This is a genomic window from Hyphomicrobium sp. (assembly GCF_019744875.1).
In the GTDB taxonomy this organism is placed as follows: Bacteria; Pseudomonadota; Alphaproteobacteria; order Rhizobiales; family Hyphomicrobiaceae; genus Hyphomicrobium_C.
The window spans coordinates 498,216-513,075 of sequence record NZ_JAIETU010000005.1 but is presented as its reverse complement, the minus strand read 5'-3'; the positions used below and the strand labels follow the sequence as shown (position 1 = coordinate 513,075).

At 65.7% G+C, this 14,860-nt stretch carries 12 protein-coding genes; 10 read left to right on the top strand and 2 right to left on the bottom strand.

Annotation, left to right across the window (positions count from 1 at the left end):
• The first annotated feature begins 68 nt into the window (after positions 1 to 68).
• From K2Y42_RS12385 to K2Y42_RS12355, 7 genes are all read left to right on the top strand, one after another.
• Positions 69 to 470 carry a hypothetical protein gene (locus tag K2Y42_RS12385; RefSeq protein WP_291152840.1) on the top strand — a complete coding sequence of 134 codons (402 nt, stop codon included), beginning with the start codon at positions 69 to 71 and terminating at the stop codon, positions 468 to 470.
• A 155-nt stretch (positions 471 to 625) separates the two neighbouring features.
• Entirely contained in the window at positions 626 to 2,362 is a 1,737-nt protein-coding gene (locus tag K2Y42_RS12380) for an HlyD family efflux transporter periplasmic adaptor subunit (protein ID WP_291152838.1), read from the top strand.
• Positions 2,363 to 2,372: 10 nt separating this feature from the next.
• Positions 2,373 to 5,489, top strand: a complete 3,117-nt coding sequence (locus K2Y42_RS12375) for an efflux RND transporter permease subunit (protein ID WP_291152835.1) — start codon at positions 2,373 to 2,375, stop codon at positions 5,487 to 5,489.
• A 26-nt stretch (positions 5,490 to 5,515) separates the two neighbouring features.
• Positions 5,516 to 5,911: a hypothetical protein gene (locus K2Y42_RS12370; protein WP_291152832.1), complete on the top strand. Its 396-nt coding sequence runs from the start codon at positions 5,516 to 5,518 to the stop codon at positions 5,909 to 5,911.
• Between the two features lie 308 nt (positions 5,912 to 6,219).
• A complete protein-coding gene (locus tag K2Y42_RS12365; protein WP_291152831.1) occupies positions 6,220 to 8,031 on the top strand; it encodes an AsmA-like C-terminal region-containing protein in 1,812 nt (603 codons plus the stop codon).
• 44 nt (positions 8,032 to 8,075) lie between these two features.
• Positions 8,076 to 8,912, top strand: a complete 837-nt coding sequence (locus K2Y42_RS12360; protein ID WP_291152830.1) for a HesA/MoeB/ThiF family protein — start codon at positions 8,076 to 8,078, stop codon at positions 8,910 to 8,912.
• Positions 8,913 to 9,015: 103 nt separating this feature from the next.
• Positions 9,016 to 10,209 (top strand): hypothetical protein, encoded by a 1,194-nt coding sequence (locus K2Y42_RS12355; RefSeq protein WP_291152828.1) that lies wholly within the window; start codon positions 9,016 to 9,018, stop codon positions 10,207 to 10,209.
• Positions 10,210 to 10,225: 16 nt separating this feature from the next.
• Here the strand turns inward: K2Y42_RS12355 and K2Y42_RS12350 are convergent, their stop codons facing one another.
• On the bottom strand, positions 10,226 to 11,224 hold the full coding sequence (locus K2Y42_RS12350) for a D-glycerate dehydrogenase (RefSeq protein WP_291152825.1): 999 nt from the start codon (positions 11,222 to 11,224) through the stop codon (positions 10,226 to 10,228).
• A gap of 244 nt (positions 11,225 to 11,468) precedes the next feature.
• Between K2Y42_RS12350 and K2Y42_RS12345 the strand changes: the two genes are divergently transcribed.
• Complete coding sequence (locus K2Y42_RS12345; RefSeq protein ID WP_291152822.1) at positions 11,469 to 12,074, top strand: SH3 domain-containing protein; 606 nt, start codon at positions 11,469 to 11,471, stop codon at positions 12,072 to 12,074.
• A 13-nt stretch (positions 12,075 to 12,087) separates the two neighbouring features.
• On the opposite strand, the gene irrA is transcribed toward K2Y42_RS12345, so the two are convergent.
• The gene (irrA, locus tag K2Y42_RS12340) at positions 12,088 to 12,570 is read right to left on the bottom strand and encodes an iron response transcriptional regulator IrrA (protein WP_291152820.1); all 483 of its coding nucleotides are present in this window, start codon (positions 12,568 to 12,570) and stop codon (positions 12,088 to 12,090) included.
• Between the two features lie 360 nt (positions 12,571 to 12,930).
• Here irrA and fabA point away from each other — a divergent pair, with 360 nt between their 5' ends.
• On the top strand, positions 12,931 to 13,467 hold the full coding sequence (fabA, locus tag K2Y42_RS12335; protein ID WP_291152818.1) for a 3-hydroxyacyl-[acyl-carrier-protein] dehydratase FabA: 537 nt from the start codon (positions 12,931 to 12,933) through the stop codon (positions 13,465 to 13,467).
• Between the two features lie 55 nt (positions 13,468 to 13,522).
• Positions 13,523 to 14,758 (top strand): beta-ketoacyl-ACP synthase I, encoded by a 1,236-nt coding sequence (gene fabB, locus K2Y42_RS12330; RefSeq protein WP_291152815.1) that lies wholly within the window; start codon positions 13,523 to 13,525, stop codon positions 14,756 to 14,758.
• Positions 14,759 to 14,860: the final 102 nt, after the last annotated feature.

Sequence of the window (14,860 nt, the reverse complement as noted above, 5' to 3'; positions counted from 1 at the left end):
CTGACGCAAATCCCACGGCTTTTCTCGAACCCATGCGCCAACTGGCTCGCCAGATTCTGCACGTTTTCATGCTCGTCGTCGCCTTGAGCGTCGCGGGCGTGAACGGCTATGCGTCTGCGCTTGCCTCGTGTCCGATGCATGAGCACGGCGGCGCCGTACACGCGCACGACGCTAATGCCAATGACGGCGCGAGCACCCACGCCGACCACGCGTCGCAAGATGTTGCCAGCACGGATTGCGCTGACGCAGGTGCCGATACGGCTGGCCATTCCGGCGATGAGCCGGCGTCCGGCGACGGCCCCTGCAAGCACGCCCACCTGCACAGCTGCGCGACCTTTGCGGTAGCCGCCGGAGACTGCGGTCTCTCGATTTCCGCCCATGCACGGATCACGGTTCCGGTGGGCGAAGCGCATATTCCGCTCGGCCAGCTGTCCTCGCCGCTGTTCCGGCCCCCCCGCGACTTGGCCTGATTGCGCTCGCCGTCCGCGTGATTGCGGACTCACGGCGCTCTCCCTGAGCAATCCCAGATAAGAAGCGACCCTCGTCTGCGTGCCGTTACGGCGCGCGCGATATTCGCTCCCGATCCCGCGATTGCTTGAGCTTTCTCACGAAAGAGGCTTTGAGCATGAACTTTCCCGCCAAGACGCTGATCCGCGCGGCGACCCTCGCGATTTTCACGATTGCCACGCCCGTGCTGTCCACGGCGCTGGCGCCTGCCTACGCACATGAAGGCCATGACGAGGGACCAGCGCCTCAGCAGGCCGCCGCCGTGCCGCGCCTCGTCGCGGAGGGCAGCGACATCGAACTGGTGGCGGTGGCGCAGGGCCACACGCTGACCATCTATCTCGACCGCATGGCCACCAACGAACCGGTCACGGGCGCCAAAATCGAGGTGACCGGTGAAGGCGTCCCGCCGGGCGCTGTCGAAGAACTCGGCAACGGCGTCTACGAAATCGACGCCGAATGGGTGGACGCCCCGGGCAGCAAGCCGCTGACGTTCACCGTCACGGCGGACGGCAGCGCCGATCTGTTGGCGGGCATGCTCGTCGTTCCGGAGGAAGTCGAAGCGGCGGTCGGAGGCGACGGCCTGTGGAAGAACCCCGTGCTCTGGATCGTGGCGCTGACGGCCGCGTTCGGTGGGTTCTTCCTCTCGTTTGCGTTCCGGCCCATCCGCCTTCCGCCCGACGATCTGTCCGCGCCCGCCGCGCCTGCGCCAGAGGCCGCGCCGCACGGATCGGCCACGCGCGTCTCTGCCATTCTCCTCGCGGCCGTCGTGTTGGCCGCCCTCCCGCCACCGCCTGCCAAGGCGCATGACGGCCACGACCACGGCGGCGAAGCCGCAACGCCCGTGATGTCCGGCATCGCCCCGTCGAAGCTGCCGACAGGTGAGGTCTTCCTTCCCAAGTCCACGCAGCGCCTCCTGCACGTGCGCACGCAAATCGCCAAAACCGGCAAGGCGCTCGCCGGCCGGGAACTCGTCGGCACGGTCGTGGCGGATCCCGCCCACGAAGGGCGCGTGCAAGCCCCGATGGACGGCGAGGTGGAGCTGACGCAGGGAGAGCTGTCCTACGTCGGCAAGACCGTGAAGGCCGGCGAAATCCTCGCTCTCATCGCGCCCGCCATGCCGGTCTACGAGCGCGGCACGCTGCAGCAGGTCACGGCGGATGTGGAAGGCAAGCTTCGCATCGCCGAGCAGAAGCTCGCCCGCCTGACGCGCATCTCCGGCGACTACGTTCCCCAGCGAGAGATCGAAGACACGCGCTCCGAGATCGAATCTCTGCGCGAGCAGAAGCGCGTCCTGGAGCCGAAGTCGGGCGAACGGCTCGAGCTCAAGGCGCCCGTCTCCGGCATCATTTCGGTGGCGAACGTGCGGGCCGGCCAGGTTGTGAGCGCGCGCGATACGCTGTTCGAGGTCGTCGATCCCAAGCAGCTCTGGATCGAGGCGATCGGCATTTCGGGCAGCGACAACGACGCTCTCGTCGCCGGTGCCACGGCAGTCGACGCCGAAGGGCACAAGATCCCTCTGACCTTCATCGGCCGCGCGCCCGCCCTGCGCCAGCAGTCGGTGCAGCTCATGTTCAAGGTCGACGAGGCGCATACGTCTCTCGCGATCGGCGTCACGGTCAAGGTGCTGGTCCAGCACGGCGCGCCCGTCGACGGCATCGTCGTGCCCGGCGCCTCCGTCGTGCGCGGCACGAGCGGGCTCAGCCAGGTGTGGGTGAAAGTCGAGCCGGAGCGCTTTGCTCCGCGCCCCGTGCGTGTCGTGCCGCTGGACGGTGAGCGCGTCATCGTCACGGGAGGCCTGAAGGATGGCGACCGGGTCGTCACCGACGGCGCCGAAATCATCAATCAAGTGCGTTGAGGGCCCGGACATGTTCAACGCCATTGTCCGCGCCAGTCTCTCCAACCGGCTGCTGGTGCTCGCCGCCGCCATCGCGATGAGCGTCTACGGTCTGCTCGCGCTTGGGCGGCTTCCCGTCGACGTCTTCCCCGATCTCAACCGGCCGACTGTCACGCTGATGACAGAGGTGCAGGGCTTCGCACCGGAAGAGGTCGAGCAACTCGTCACCTTCCCGATCGAGACGGCCATGAACGGCATGGCCGGCGTTTCCCGCGTCCGCTCCGTTTCAAGCGTGGGCCTCTCTATCGTCTATGTCGAGTTCGACTGGTCGACGGAAATCTATCTTGCGCGCCAGCAGGTCTCCGAGCGCCTTCAGCTCGTGCGCGAGCAGATGCCGCCGAATGTCATCGCGCAGATGGGGCCGATCTCCTCCGTCATGGGCGAGATCATGCTGATCGCCATGTCGAGCGAAAAAGTCGACCCGATGGCGTTGCGCGAACTGGCCGACTTCACGGTGCGCCCGCAGATCCTGACGGTGTCCGGCGTTTCGCAGGTCATCCCCATCGGCGGCGAGGTGCGCCAGTACCGCGTCGTTCCGGATCCGCGCCGCATGGCCGGTCTCGACATTAGTTTCGATGCCATCCAGGAGGCCATCAAGGCGTTCGGCGTCAACACCGGCGGCGGCTTCGTGGACCAGCGTACGCGCGAGTTCCTGATCCGCAACATTGCGCGCTCGACGCGTATCGAAGACCTTCGCAACCTCGTCGTCACCTATCGCAGCGGGCAGCCTGTCACCTTGAGCCAGGTCGCCACCGTCGATTTCGCGGCGCGCGCCAAGCGCGGCGATGCCGGCTACAAAGGCAAGCCCGCCGTCATTCTCGGCGTCCAGAAGCAGCCGGGCGCCGACACGGTGTCGATCACGCGCGAGATCGAACGGATCCTGCCCGAGATCCAGCGCGTGATGCCGGAGGGCGTCAGCGTCACGGACATCCAGTTCCGGCAGGCAACGTTCATCGAGGCGTCCATCAACAACGTGCAGCGCGTGCTTGTCGAAGCGCTCATTGTCGTGGCCGTTGTTCTGTTCGCGTTCCTGCTCAACTGGCAGACGACGTTCATCTCGCTGCTCGCTATCCCCTTCTCGGTGTTGACCACCATCATCGTCTTCGAGGCCATGGGGCTGTCGATCAACACCATGACGCTCGGTGGCCTGGCCATCGCCATCGGTGCGCTCGTCGACGACGCCGTGGTCGACGTCGAGAACATTTACCGGCGCCTCGGCCTTCACAGGGCCGCGGGCGCCAGGGACCCCCGCCCGACGGAACAGGTCGTCGCGGAAGCGTCCATCGAGGTCCGCTCGGGCATTCTCTATGCCACGGCGATCATCGTGCTCGTCTTCCTGCCGCTGTTCGCGCTGTCGGGCATCGAAGGCCGTCTGTTTGCGCCGCTCGGCATCGCCTTCATCGTCTCGATCCTGGCCAGCTTGCTGGTGTCCATGACGGTCACGCCCGTGCTTTGCTACTGGCTGCTGCCGCGCATGAAATCACTCGTAGAGCATGAAAGCCCGCTCGTGCGCGTGCTGAAGCGCTGGCAGAAGCGCGGCCTCGAATGGTCCTTCGAACGGCCAGCATTCGTGATCGGCATGCCCGTCGCCGCGGTCGCGGTGGCGGTCATCGGCGCGGTCATGCTGCCGCGTGCGTTTCTGCCGGCCTTCAACGAAGGAACCGTGCTGGTTGGCGTCTCCTTCCAGCCCGGCATCTCGTTGTCGGAATCGGACCGCATCGGGCGCATCGCGGAGAACCTCGTGTCCGAGGTGCCGGAGGTCCACTCCGTGGGCCGGCGCACGGGACGCGCGGAGCTCGACGAGCATGCCGAGGGCGTCCACACGAGCGAAATCGACGTCGACCTGCGCCCGTCGTCTCGCGGGCGCGAGCAGGTGCTGGCGGATATCCGCTCGCGGCTCTCGGTGCTGCCGGCCTCGATCACCGTCGGCCAGCCCATTGCGCACCGGCTCGACCACATGCTGTCGGGCGTCCGCGCCCAGATCGCGCTCAAGATCTACGGCGAGGATTACGACACCTTGCGCAGCCTCGCCGCCATGCTGGAAGGGCGGCTGAAAGCCATTCCCGGCATCGTCGACCTGCAGACAGAAAAGCAGGTGCGCATTCCGGAGCTGCAGGTCCGCATCGACTACGAAAAGGCCAAGCGCTACGGATTGAACCCGAGCACCATCACGAGCGCGCTCGAAACGCTCTCCAACGGCCGTGTCGTCTCGGAAATCATCGATCAGCAGAAGCGCTTCGATGTCGTGCTGAGGCTGTCAGATGCCGACCGAACCACGCGCGCCTTGAGCGAGATGCTGATCGAAAGCCCGGCGGGCCGGATACCGATCAGCAGCGTCGCAGACGTGTTGGAAACGGACGGGCCCAATCAGATCCAGCGCGAGAACGGTCGCCGGCGCATTGCCGTGCTGGCGAACACCGACGGGTCCGACATGGCGGGCATCGTCGAGGCCGTGCGCCGTGAGATCGCGCAGGTCACGTTGCCGCAAGGCTACTTCACGAGCCTCGAAGGCCAGTTCCAGGCCCAGGAGGAAGCCTCGCGTCTCATTGCGCTGCTCTCCGTCGTGTCGCTCACGCTGATCTTCGTGGTGCTCTATACGCGCTACCGCTCGACGGCGCTGGCCCTCATCATCATGGGCAACGTGCCGCTCGCGATGATCGGCAGCGTGGCGGCGCTCTGGATTGCGGGACAACCGTTCTCGGTTGCGAGCGCCATCGGCTTCATCACGCTGGCCGGCATCGCCACCCGCAACGGCATCCTGAAGATCAGCCACTACATCAACCTGACGCTCTTCGAGGGAGAGCGCTTCGGACGCCACATGGTCGTCCGCGGCACGCTCGAACGCTTGACGCCGGTGTTGATGACGGCGCTCGCGGCCGGTGTCGCGCTCGTGCCGCTCATGATCGGCGCCGACGAGCCGGGCAAGGAGCTGCTGCATCCTGTCGCCATCACGATTTTTGGCGGTCTCGTCACCGCCACCCTGTTGGACGCCTTCCTGACCCCAGTCCTGTTCTTGCTGTTTGGCCGCAAGCCGCTCGAACGCCTGGCGCAGGAGGCCACCAAGAACGTTCACGCCGAAGCTTTTTAAACGCAACCAAGAAGGAGTTACCGATCATGAAGCGCTTTGTAGTTGCTCTCGCCATGGCGTTCGCGCTCGGCGGCGGGCTGGCCAGCGCCGAAGAAGGCCACGAGGAAGCCCACGATCACGAGGCCAAGCACAACGGCATCGTCGTGCACAGCGGGCACCATCACCTGGAGCTCGTCGCCACTGGCGGCACGCTCGATCTCTACGTCACGCATGAGGACGGCAAAGAAGAAGACGTCAGCGCCGCCAAGGCGACCGCAACGGTGCTTGCAGATGGCAAGACCGAGGTCGTGACGCTGGCGCCAGCCACGGGCAATGCGCTCAAGGGCTCGGGCAGCTTCAATGCCGCCAAGGGCACCACGGTCGTCGTCTCCTTGACGCTGCCGGGCCACGCAACGGAGCAGGCGCGCTTCAAGATCGACTAGCGCGCAGGCGATGCCACGCACGATGACCTGAAAAACTGCCCCGGGAGGCGTGCGCGAAAAATGCGTCGCCTCCCGGCTTCTTTTCCGCGGGTTCGTTCTAGAAAACTCCGGAGCCAGAGCATCCAAGATTTTGGGAGCGAACCCTTAGAGCATTGAAAATTGGGCAGTTTCTGTTCGTTCAGCAGGCATTTTGGGCTGTGTCATGTATTGCGCGCGCAACGCGTCTTCAGTAAGTAAGATGCGCAAGCCGGCTGCGGGGAATTGCCGGTTTTTCGTAGTGACATCTCATACGCGGAACAGCGTTCCTCATGGTCGGCAAAGCTGAAAAGCGTCGTCCGTTGGCTGTAGCGATTGCCTCGCTCGGCTTAATCGGTGCGGCCCTCGTCGGACCTGTTCTGATAGGATCGCGCGGGACTGCGCCCCTGCCGGGCTCGTCCGTCCACGCGGACAACCGCGAGACCATCACCATCGCCGCGCCTCTCGAGATTTCGACCACGCCGCGTGTGGTCATCGAGAGCGGCAACGTCGCCCTGATTGGCGAGAACGCGGGCGGCAGCGCCGTGGGCAAGGTGTTCCGCGCCCTGGTGCTCGGGGGCGGCTCGGATCTCGCGCTGGACAATGCCCGCATCGTCGTCGACGGCTCAGCGTCTCCGTTGTCTCAGCCCGCCACCGACGCGGCCGATCCGCTGGGCCCGATCGTATCCGCTCTCAAGACCTTCAAGTTCCGCTCGCTCCTCTTCCTGAATTCGCAGGTCGCCGTCACGTCGCCGGCCGGAACCGTCGAGACCATCGAGAACGTCAATGCCGAGGTCGTGACGGACCGAAACGGGCTCGTGAAGGCCAAGGGCCGGATGGAGGTCCGTGGCGAGCCGCTGGATTTCGACGTCGCGTTCGCCTCGATTGCGAACGACGGCAAGGACGCCCTCGTCCGCGTGCACGCCGAAATCAATGGCAAGCTGATGAAGACCGCATTCGACGGGCGCCTGACGTTGGGCGAAAGCGCCAAGATCACAGCGGAAAATGCCGAGCTTTCGCTGCCCAATGCGCGCAAGGCCGCCGACTGGCTCGGCATCACTTGGCCGGACGGACGCGGGCTCGGAGCCTTCACCGCCAAAGGCGCGCTCACGCTGCGGCACAATTCGGTCTCGTTCGAGCACGCCGAAATCACGCTCGACGGTAATGCCGCGACGGGCGCGCTTTCCCTCAAGTCTGGCGCCGAGCGTCCGATCATCGAAGGCACCCTGGCGTTCCCGAACTTCGACGTCGCGCCGTATCTGGCCCCGGCCAGCACTTCGCCGCTGGCCCGCGCGTCGCAATGGGCGTCGGGTCTCAGAATGCCGGGCTTCGCCGAGCCCTCTTTCATCAGGGCGACGGACGCGGACGTGCGCATCTCGACCGGCAACGTGATGAACGGCTCGACGCGGCTCGGCCGGTTCGCCGCGAGCATTTCGGTCCAGGGCGGCAAGCTCTATGGGGAGCTTGCGGAAATCGAGCTTGAGCAGGGTGGCAAGGGAGAAGGCCAGCTCGCCATCGATATGACGGGGGCCGAACCGCATTACACCCTCCGCGCCGCGCTCGAGGATATGGATCTGCCCACGATCGCCGCGGGTCGCCTCGTGCCGCCGATCGTCGAGGGCGCAGGCGATATCGCCGTCCATCTCACGGCACGCGGCGCGACCGAGGCGGAGGTGCTGGACACCGTTTCCGGCACCATGTCGCTCGAAATGCCGGAAGGCGGGCGCCTCGGCATCGATATCGACGCGCTCTCCGAGGCCTCCAAGACCACGCCGCCGCGCGGCTGGGGCCCTGCAGCCGCCCGCACGACCGCCCTCAACTCGCTCGTCGCCCGCTTCAAGGCCAGCAACGGCGTCATCACGACAGATGCGGTCGAAGCCCGGACGGACGATCGCGTGCTGTCCGTGGCCGGCAGCGTGGATGTCGACAAGGGTGCGATCGATCTCTTACTCTCCATCGGACAACTGGAGACCAGCGCCGACACGAAGGCCGCCAGGGCGGCCGGCGCATTTCGGATTCGCGGGCCTTGGTCGGCGCCCGCCATCAGCCCGGCAGAGCCGAGCAAGAACGCGCGCAGCACGAGCTCCGGCCCCAATCCCGGATGAGGCCTCGGCCGGCTCCGCAGAGCGCCGCACCGGAGAGCGAAACGATGGCCCTCGCGCCAGAGGAAATCCAGAGATACAAGCGCCACCTGCTGCTGCATGACATCGGCGGACAGGGCCAGGCCAAGCTGAAGCAGGCGCGCGTGCTGGTTGTCGGCGCGGGCGGCCTCGGCAGCCCCGTGCTGCTCTATCTGGCCGCCGCCGGCGTCGGCACGTTGGGCATCATCGACGACGACCGGGTGTCCCTCGACAATCTGCAGCGCCAGGTCGTGCACACCACGGCCAATGTCGGGCGCCCGAAAGTCGACAGCGCCCGCGAGGCTCTCGCTGCCCTCAACCCGCATGTCGTGGTCGAGACCTACGAGACGCGCCTCGACGCGTCGAACGCGGCCGAGATCATCTCGCGCTACGACATCGTGGCCGATGGCTCGGACAACTTCACCACCCGCTTTCTCGTGTCGGATGCCTGCTACTTCGCCCGCCGCACCCTCGTGCACGCGGCCGTGGGGCCGTTCGACGGCTACCTGACGACCCTGAAACCGTTCGCAGACGGCGCCGATGGCAAACCCTTGCCGAGCTACCGCTGCCTCTTCCCCGAAGCGCCGCCCCCGGGCACCGTCGCGAACTGCTCGGAGGTCGGCGTGCTCGGGTCCGTGGTGGGCGTGATCGGCACGCTCCAGGCGACAGAGGTCATCAAGGAGATCACCGGCTTCGGCGCGTCGCTCGCCGGCCGCCTGCTGCTCTACGACGCCAAGGACACGCGCTTCGAAACCGTCCGCGTCGGCTGGGATCCGGACAATCCGCTGACCGGCGAGCATCCCACGATCTTCGACCTCTCGGCCTACGCCGAGCCGCGCCCTGCTGTTCCAGCCGGGACAGACTGAGGCCGCGATCTCAGGCTTCAATGGTCGCGATCACGATGCGGCGGTCCCTCGTCCAACCGGGACCGTGCATGCTTATCCTTTCACGCCGACCGAAAGCTGAGCGATGACGCTGGTCACCGATCTTCTGACATCCCTGTACCTGCTCATGAACGCCGCCGCCGATGCGCTGTTCGGCCGGAAGCGTCGCCGCTACGTCGCCGCCGTCGATATCGATGCGCCCGTCGATATCGTCTGGCGCGCCTGCTCGGCTCACGAAATCGAGTTCGACGGCCCCCAGCAGATCGGCATCAAGGTGGCGCCCCGTCCCGGAACATCGGACGTCTACGAAGGTCACGTCACGGTCGGCGACAAAGCCATCGAGATGGCCTACCGCGAGGTTGAAAACCGCCCCCGCGAGGCCCTGCTCATCGAGATCCTGAATGACGGCAGCGCGCCGAGCGTCGCGCCGGGCCGCGACCACTTCGTTGCGTGCACCTTCGAGCCGCGCGGGGACGCGACGCGCCTCACCATGGTGCATGAACTCACCCACAAGACGTTCTGGAGCCGCGTGCTGATTCCGCTCGGCGCCCGCATCAACGGGCGGCGTCTCAAGCGCTATTGCGAAAAGGAAGCCGGAACCGCCAAGCCGCCCGCTTCGCGTCTCGGCGCGGCCGTGCTGACCGGCGCGCTCACCTACGCAAGCTTCAGCTACCTGTTCAACTGGCAGTTCGCGGCCGTTCTCCTGTTGCTGCTCGTCATACATGAAGGCGGGCATGCGATTGCCATGCGCTGGGTCGGACTGCCGGTGCAGGGGGTCTACTTCATACCGTTCATCGGCGGCGTGGCCGTGTCGGCGGCGCGACACCGCAATGAGGGGGAACGCGGCTTTGTCGCGCTCATGGGGCCGGGTTTCTCCGTGCTGACGACCGGCGCGTTCGTCGCCGGCGCCGTCGTGACGGAAGATCCCATGTTCGAGGTGCTGGCGCTGGCCAGCGCCATCCTCAACGGCATCAACCTCGCCCCCGTGCTCCCGCTCGATGGCGGCCAGATCGTCGATGCCGCGCTGTCGCGATCGGACCCGGAAATCGCGTCCGTCATCAACATGCTGACGCTCATCGTGGGCGCGGGCGTCTCGGTCTATCTCGAATGGTACGTGCTGACGGCGATCCTGTCCCTCACCGCACCCATGGTGTTCCGCCCGGCCGCCTCACGCCGCCGCACCGAGCCCATCACGGAGGCAAGCCGCAACTGGCTGGTTGCGGGCTACCTCGCCACCGTGGCGTTCTACGTGCTGGTCGCTACGCACTACATGAGCTGAGTGCCGGCTGGCCGGATCAGAACATCGCCGGGTGGACCTTGTCCGGCGGCGCATGGCCGTCCAGGAAGGCCTTGATGTTGATGATCACCTTCTGGCCCATGTCGATGCGGCCTTCGATGGTGGCCGAGCTCATGTGCGGCAGCGCGACCACGCGGTCGGAGGCCAGCAGCTTGGGATTGATGGCGGGCTCGTGCTCGAACACGTCGAGACCGGCGCCGGCGATGGCGCCCGCTTCGATCATGCGTGCAAGCTCGTTCTCGTCGATCACCTCGCCGCGCGCCGTGTTGACGATGTAAGCGGTGGGCTTCAGCAGCTTCAGGCGCCGTGCCGACAGCAGATGATAGGTCGCCGGCGTATGCGGGCAGTTGATCGACACGATGTCCATGCGGCTCAGCATCTGGTCGAGGCTTTCCCAGTACGTCGCGTCGAGCTCCTGCTCGACATCGGACGAGAGGCGCTTGCGGTTGTGATAGTGGATCTGCAGCCCGAACGCCTTGGCCCGCTGGGCGACGGCCTGGCCGATGCGGCCCATGCCGACGATGCCGAGGCGCTTGCCGAAAATGCGGTTGCCGAGCATCCACGTCGGCGACCAGCCGGCCCACTTGTTCTTGGGGTCGCGAAGATAGGCGGCGCCTTCCGGCACGCGGCGCGGCACGGCCAGGATCAGCGCCATGGTCATGTCGGCGGTGTCTTCGGTCAGCACGCCCGGCGTGTTGGTGACGGTGATGGCGCGGTTGCGCGCCGTATCGAGATCGACGTTGTCGACGCCGGTGCCGAAGTTGGCGATCAGGCGCAACTGCGGCCCGGCCTGCGAGATGACCGCGCGATCGATCCGGTCCGTCACGGTCGGCACCAGCACGTCAGCGACCTTCACGGCGTCGGCGAGCTGGGCTTGCGTCATGGGCGTGTCGTCGGCGTTGAGGCGCGCATCGAACAGTTCGCGCATGCGCGTTTCGACCACGTCCGGCAGCTTGCGCGTGACGATGACGACTGGCTTCTTCACAGGGCTGGGCATATGTCTTCCACCGGCGGCAGGGAGCTTCAATCTGCGGCAACGAGCGTTCGTGCGTCGAAACCGTGATCAGGTCCGAAAACTGGGATTTGAAGCACGTTCCCGTCGCGGTTCCATGTTTTGCAACGCGAACGTGTCCTAGGTTCAGGCAGTGTCTAACAGAAGGTCATGTCCGTGACAAAGTGATGGATTGTCTGGGCGCATCAATAAGGAGTCTGTACAAAAGGGCAATGTGCGGGGCATGGGCATGAAGCGGAGCCGGAAGGCTTGGATGGCGCGCGGGGCAGTGGGCGCGGTCGCGGCCGTCATGGCCATGGCCGCTGCCGGAACAGTCCTGGCGGATGCAGCCCTGGCGGGCGCGGCGGCCCCATCGGCCCAAGCGGGCCCGGCCGCGAGCACGGGCAAATCGGAAAGCGGCCTGCCGCTGCCCCGGTTCGTCAGCCTGAAGGCCGATCGCGTGAACCTGCGCGCGGGCCCCGGCACGGACTACCCGACATCCTGGGTTTACCGACAGGCGGGGCTGCCGCTCGAGGTGCTGAGCGAGCTCGAGGGCTGGCGGCAGGTGCGCGATGCGGAAGGCGCGACCGGGTGGGTGGTGCAATCTCTGCTGTCCGGGCGGCGCACGGCGCTTGTAACGCCCTGGGACGTGAAACCGGGGCAGGCGGCGCCCCAGGTGCCTGTTCGCGACAGCGACAGCGAGAGATCGCGCGCCGTGGTCAATGTCGAGGCCGGTGTGATCGCCAACGTCCATTCCTGCGACGGGCGCTGGTGTCATGTCACGATCGATCGCTTCCGGGGCTACGTGCTCCAGAAACAGCTTTGGGGTGTTTACGAGAACGAGGTCGTCAACTGATCGACCAACGGCGCTAAGGCTTTATGGGCACCAGACGCACGACGACGTCGATATGGCTGACGCGCATGCCCTCGGGCGGCTCGGGCAGCCCGTCGACGCGGATCGTGTCGCCCGGGATGTCCATCAGCTGGCCGTGCTCTTCGATGAAGAAGTGGTTGTGGTTCGACACGTTGGTGTCGAAGTAGGCTTTGCCGCCGTCGATCGCCAGCTCGCGCAGAAGGCCCGCGCCCGTAAACTGGTGCAGCGTGTTGTAGACGGTAGCCAGCGACACGTGCTCGCCCTGTGCCAGCGCTTCCGCGTGCAGCATTTCAGCCGAGACGTGCCGATCCTCGCCGCCGAGCAGCAGCGTACCGAGTGCCACGCGCTGGCGCGTCGGACGCAGGCCGGCCCTGCGCAGGCGCTCTGCGATTGACGACTGCAGAGGCGCAAGCGCGCCCTCCGCGAGACTCTCCTCGCCGGCGCCGGAATTTAGGTCGTCCGTGACGTCTTCGATCATGAAAAATCAAACTCGCTATCCGGGACAGCGGCCTGCCCAGGGTTGTCGGCCGCGTGAACGGCTACATTATGCTACCACGTCAGTATAAAAGGAGGCGTACGCAATCGCAACCCGTAGGCGAACGGCCTTTTTTCGGGGTAAACTCCTATTCTGCCGTGAAAAAGGCGGGCCTGGGCTGCCAGGCGCCTCCGCGGGGCTCCGAGGCGCGATTCGCGCATGTCCTCTGGACAATCCGCCTCCCTTCCGAACCCACGACTTGACGGTGAGCCTTAATATCGTTTGAACGTCTGCCGGATGTGCTAGACAACGCGGCTTGGGGCGAACCCGGACGTGCGCACCTGAGAGGGATGAAACGGATCTATGGCCGAGCGCCGTTCAAGCTACGAATTCGACGATCTTCTTGCATGTGGACGCGGTGAGCTGTTCGGGCCGGGCAATGCGCAGTTGCCGCTGCCGCCGATGCTGATGTTCGACCGCATTTCCCTGGTATCTGAAGACGGTGGCGCGCACGGCAAGGGCCAGATCGTGGCCGAGCTGGCGGTGGCCGGCAACGAGCGCCTCGACTGGTTCTTCGATTGCCACTTCAAGGGCGATCCCGTGATGCCCGGCTGCCTGGGGCTGGACGCGCTCTGGCAGATGACGGGCTTTTTCCTCGGCTGGCTTGGTGCGCCGGGACGCGGCCGCGCCCTTGGCGTCGGCGAGGTCAAATTCACCGGCATGGTTCTGCCTTCGGTCAAAAAGGTAGAGTACGTTGTCGACATGAAACGGGTCATCCTGCGGCGCTTGAAGCTGGCCATTGCAGATGGAACGCTGAAAGCGGACGGTCAGGTGATCTACACGGCCACGGACCTGCGCGTCGGCCTGTTCGAGAGCGGTGAAGCGCCGGCGGCCGCGTGAGCATGAAGGCGGCAGACGTGCACGAAATGTCTTCGAGGCGAGGAAGGGGTTGTCGATGAGGCGAGTAGTCGTCACCGGCATGGGCATCGTGTCTTCGATCGGGAACACGACCCAGGAGGTGCTGGCCTCGTTGCGTGAGGCCAAGTCCGGAATCGTCAAGGCGGACAAGTACGCCGAGCTCGGGTTCCGCTGCCAGGTGCACGGCGAGCCGAAGCTCGACTGGGAAGCCCAGGTGCCGCGCAAGCCGAAGCGCTTCATGGAAGCGGGCGTGGGCTGGAACTACATCGCGATGGATCAGGCGATCCGCGACTCCGGCCTCGAGCCGGGCGAAGTCGTCAACGAGCGCACGGGCATCGTCATGGGGTCGGGCGGCCCCTCCACGCGCGCCATCGTCTGGGCGGCCGACACGACCCGCCAGAAGGATCCGAAGAAGGTCGGGCCGTTCGAGGTCCCCAAGGCGATGTGCTCGGGCCCCTCGGCCGCGCTCGCCACGAGCTTCCAGATCAAGGGCGTCAACTACTCCATCGCGTCGGCCTGCGCGACGTCGGCCCACTGCATCGGCAACGCCGCCGAGATGATCCAGTGGGGCAAGCAGGATGTGATGTTCGCGGGCGGCTGCGAAGAGCTCGATTGGACGCTCTCGGTGCTGTTCGACGCCATGGGCGCCATGTCGTCCCGCTACAACGATACACCGGCGACCGCCAGCCGCGCCTACGACAAGAATCGTGACGGCTTCGTCATCGCGGGCGGCGCGGGCGTGCTGGTGCTGGAAGAGCTCGAGCGCGCCAAGGCGCGTGGTGCAAAAATCTACGCCGAGATCGTGGGCTACGGCGCGACATCCGACGGCCACGACATGGTGGCTCCGTCCGGCGAAGGCGCGGCCCGCTGCATGCAGCTCGCCATGAAGGGCCTGGACGGCAAGGGGCTTGCTCATCCGGTCGACTACATCAACCCGCACGCGACGGCCACGCCCGTGGGCGATCTCAAGGAGATCGAGGCCATCCGGCAGGTCTTCGCCGGTAAAACGATCCCGAAAATTTCGGCGACGAAGTCCCTTACGGGACATTCATTGGGCGCCATTGGGGTGCAAGAGAGCATCTTCTCGATCCTCATGATGAACAACGGGTTCATCTGTGAGAGTGCCAATATCGAGGAGCTGGATCCCGCATTCGAAGACATGCCGATTGTCCGTGCCCGCATCGACAACACGGAGCTTAACTGTGTCATGTCGAACAGCTTCGGTTTCGGCGGGACAAATGCAACTCTGGTGTTCAATCGCTATAATGGCTGAATTCTTGCACGGCTGCGCGCCATAGGGGATCGGCCCCGAAGGACGTGCCGGGTATGAAAGTTTACAAAAATGGAAGCGGCTGGTTCGAGATCGGCCGCAAGT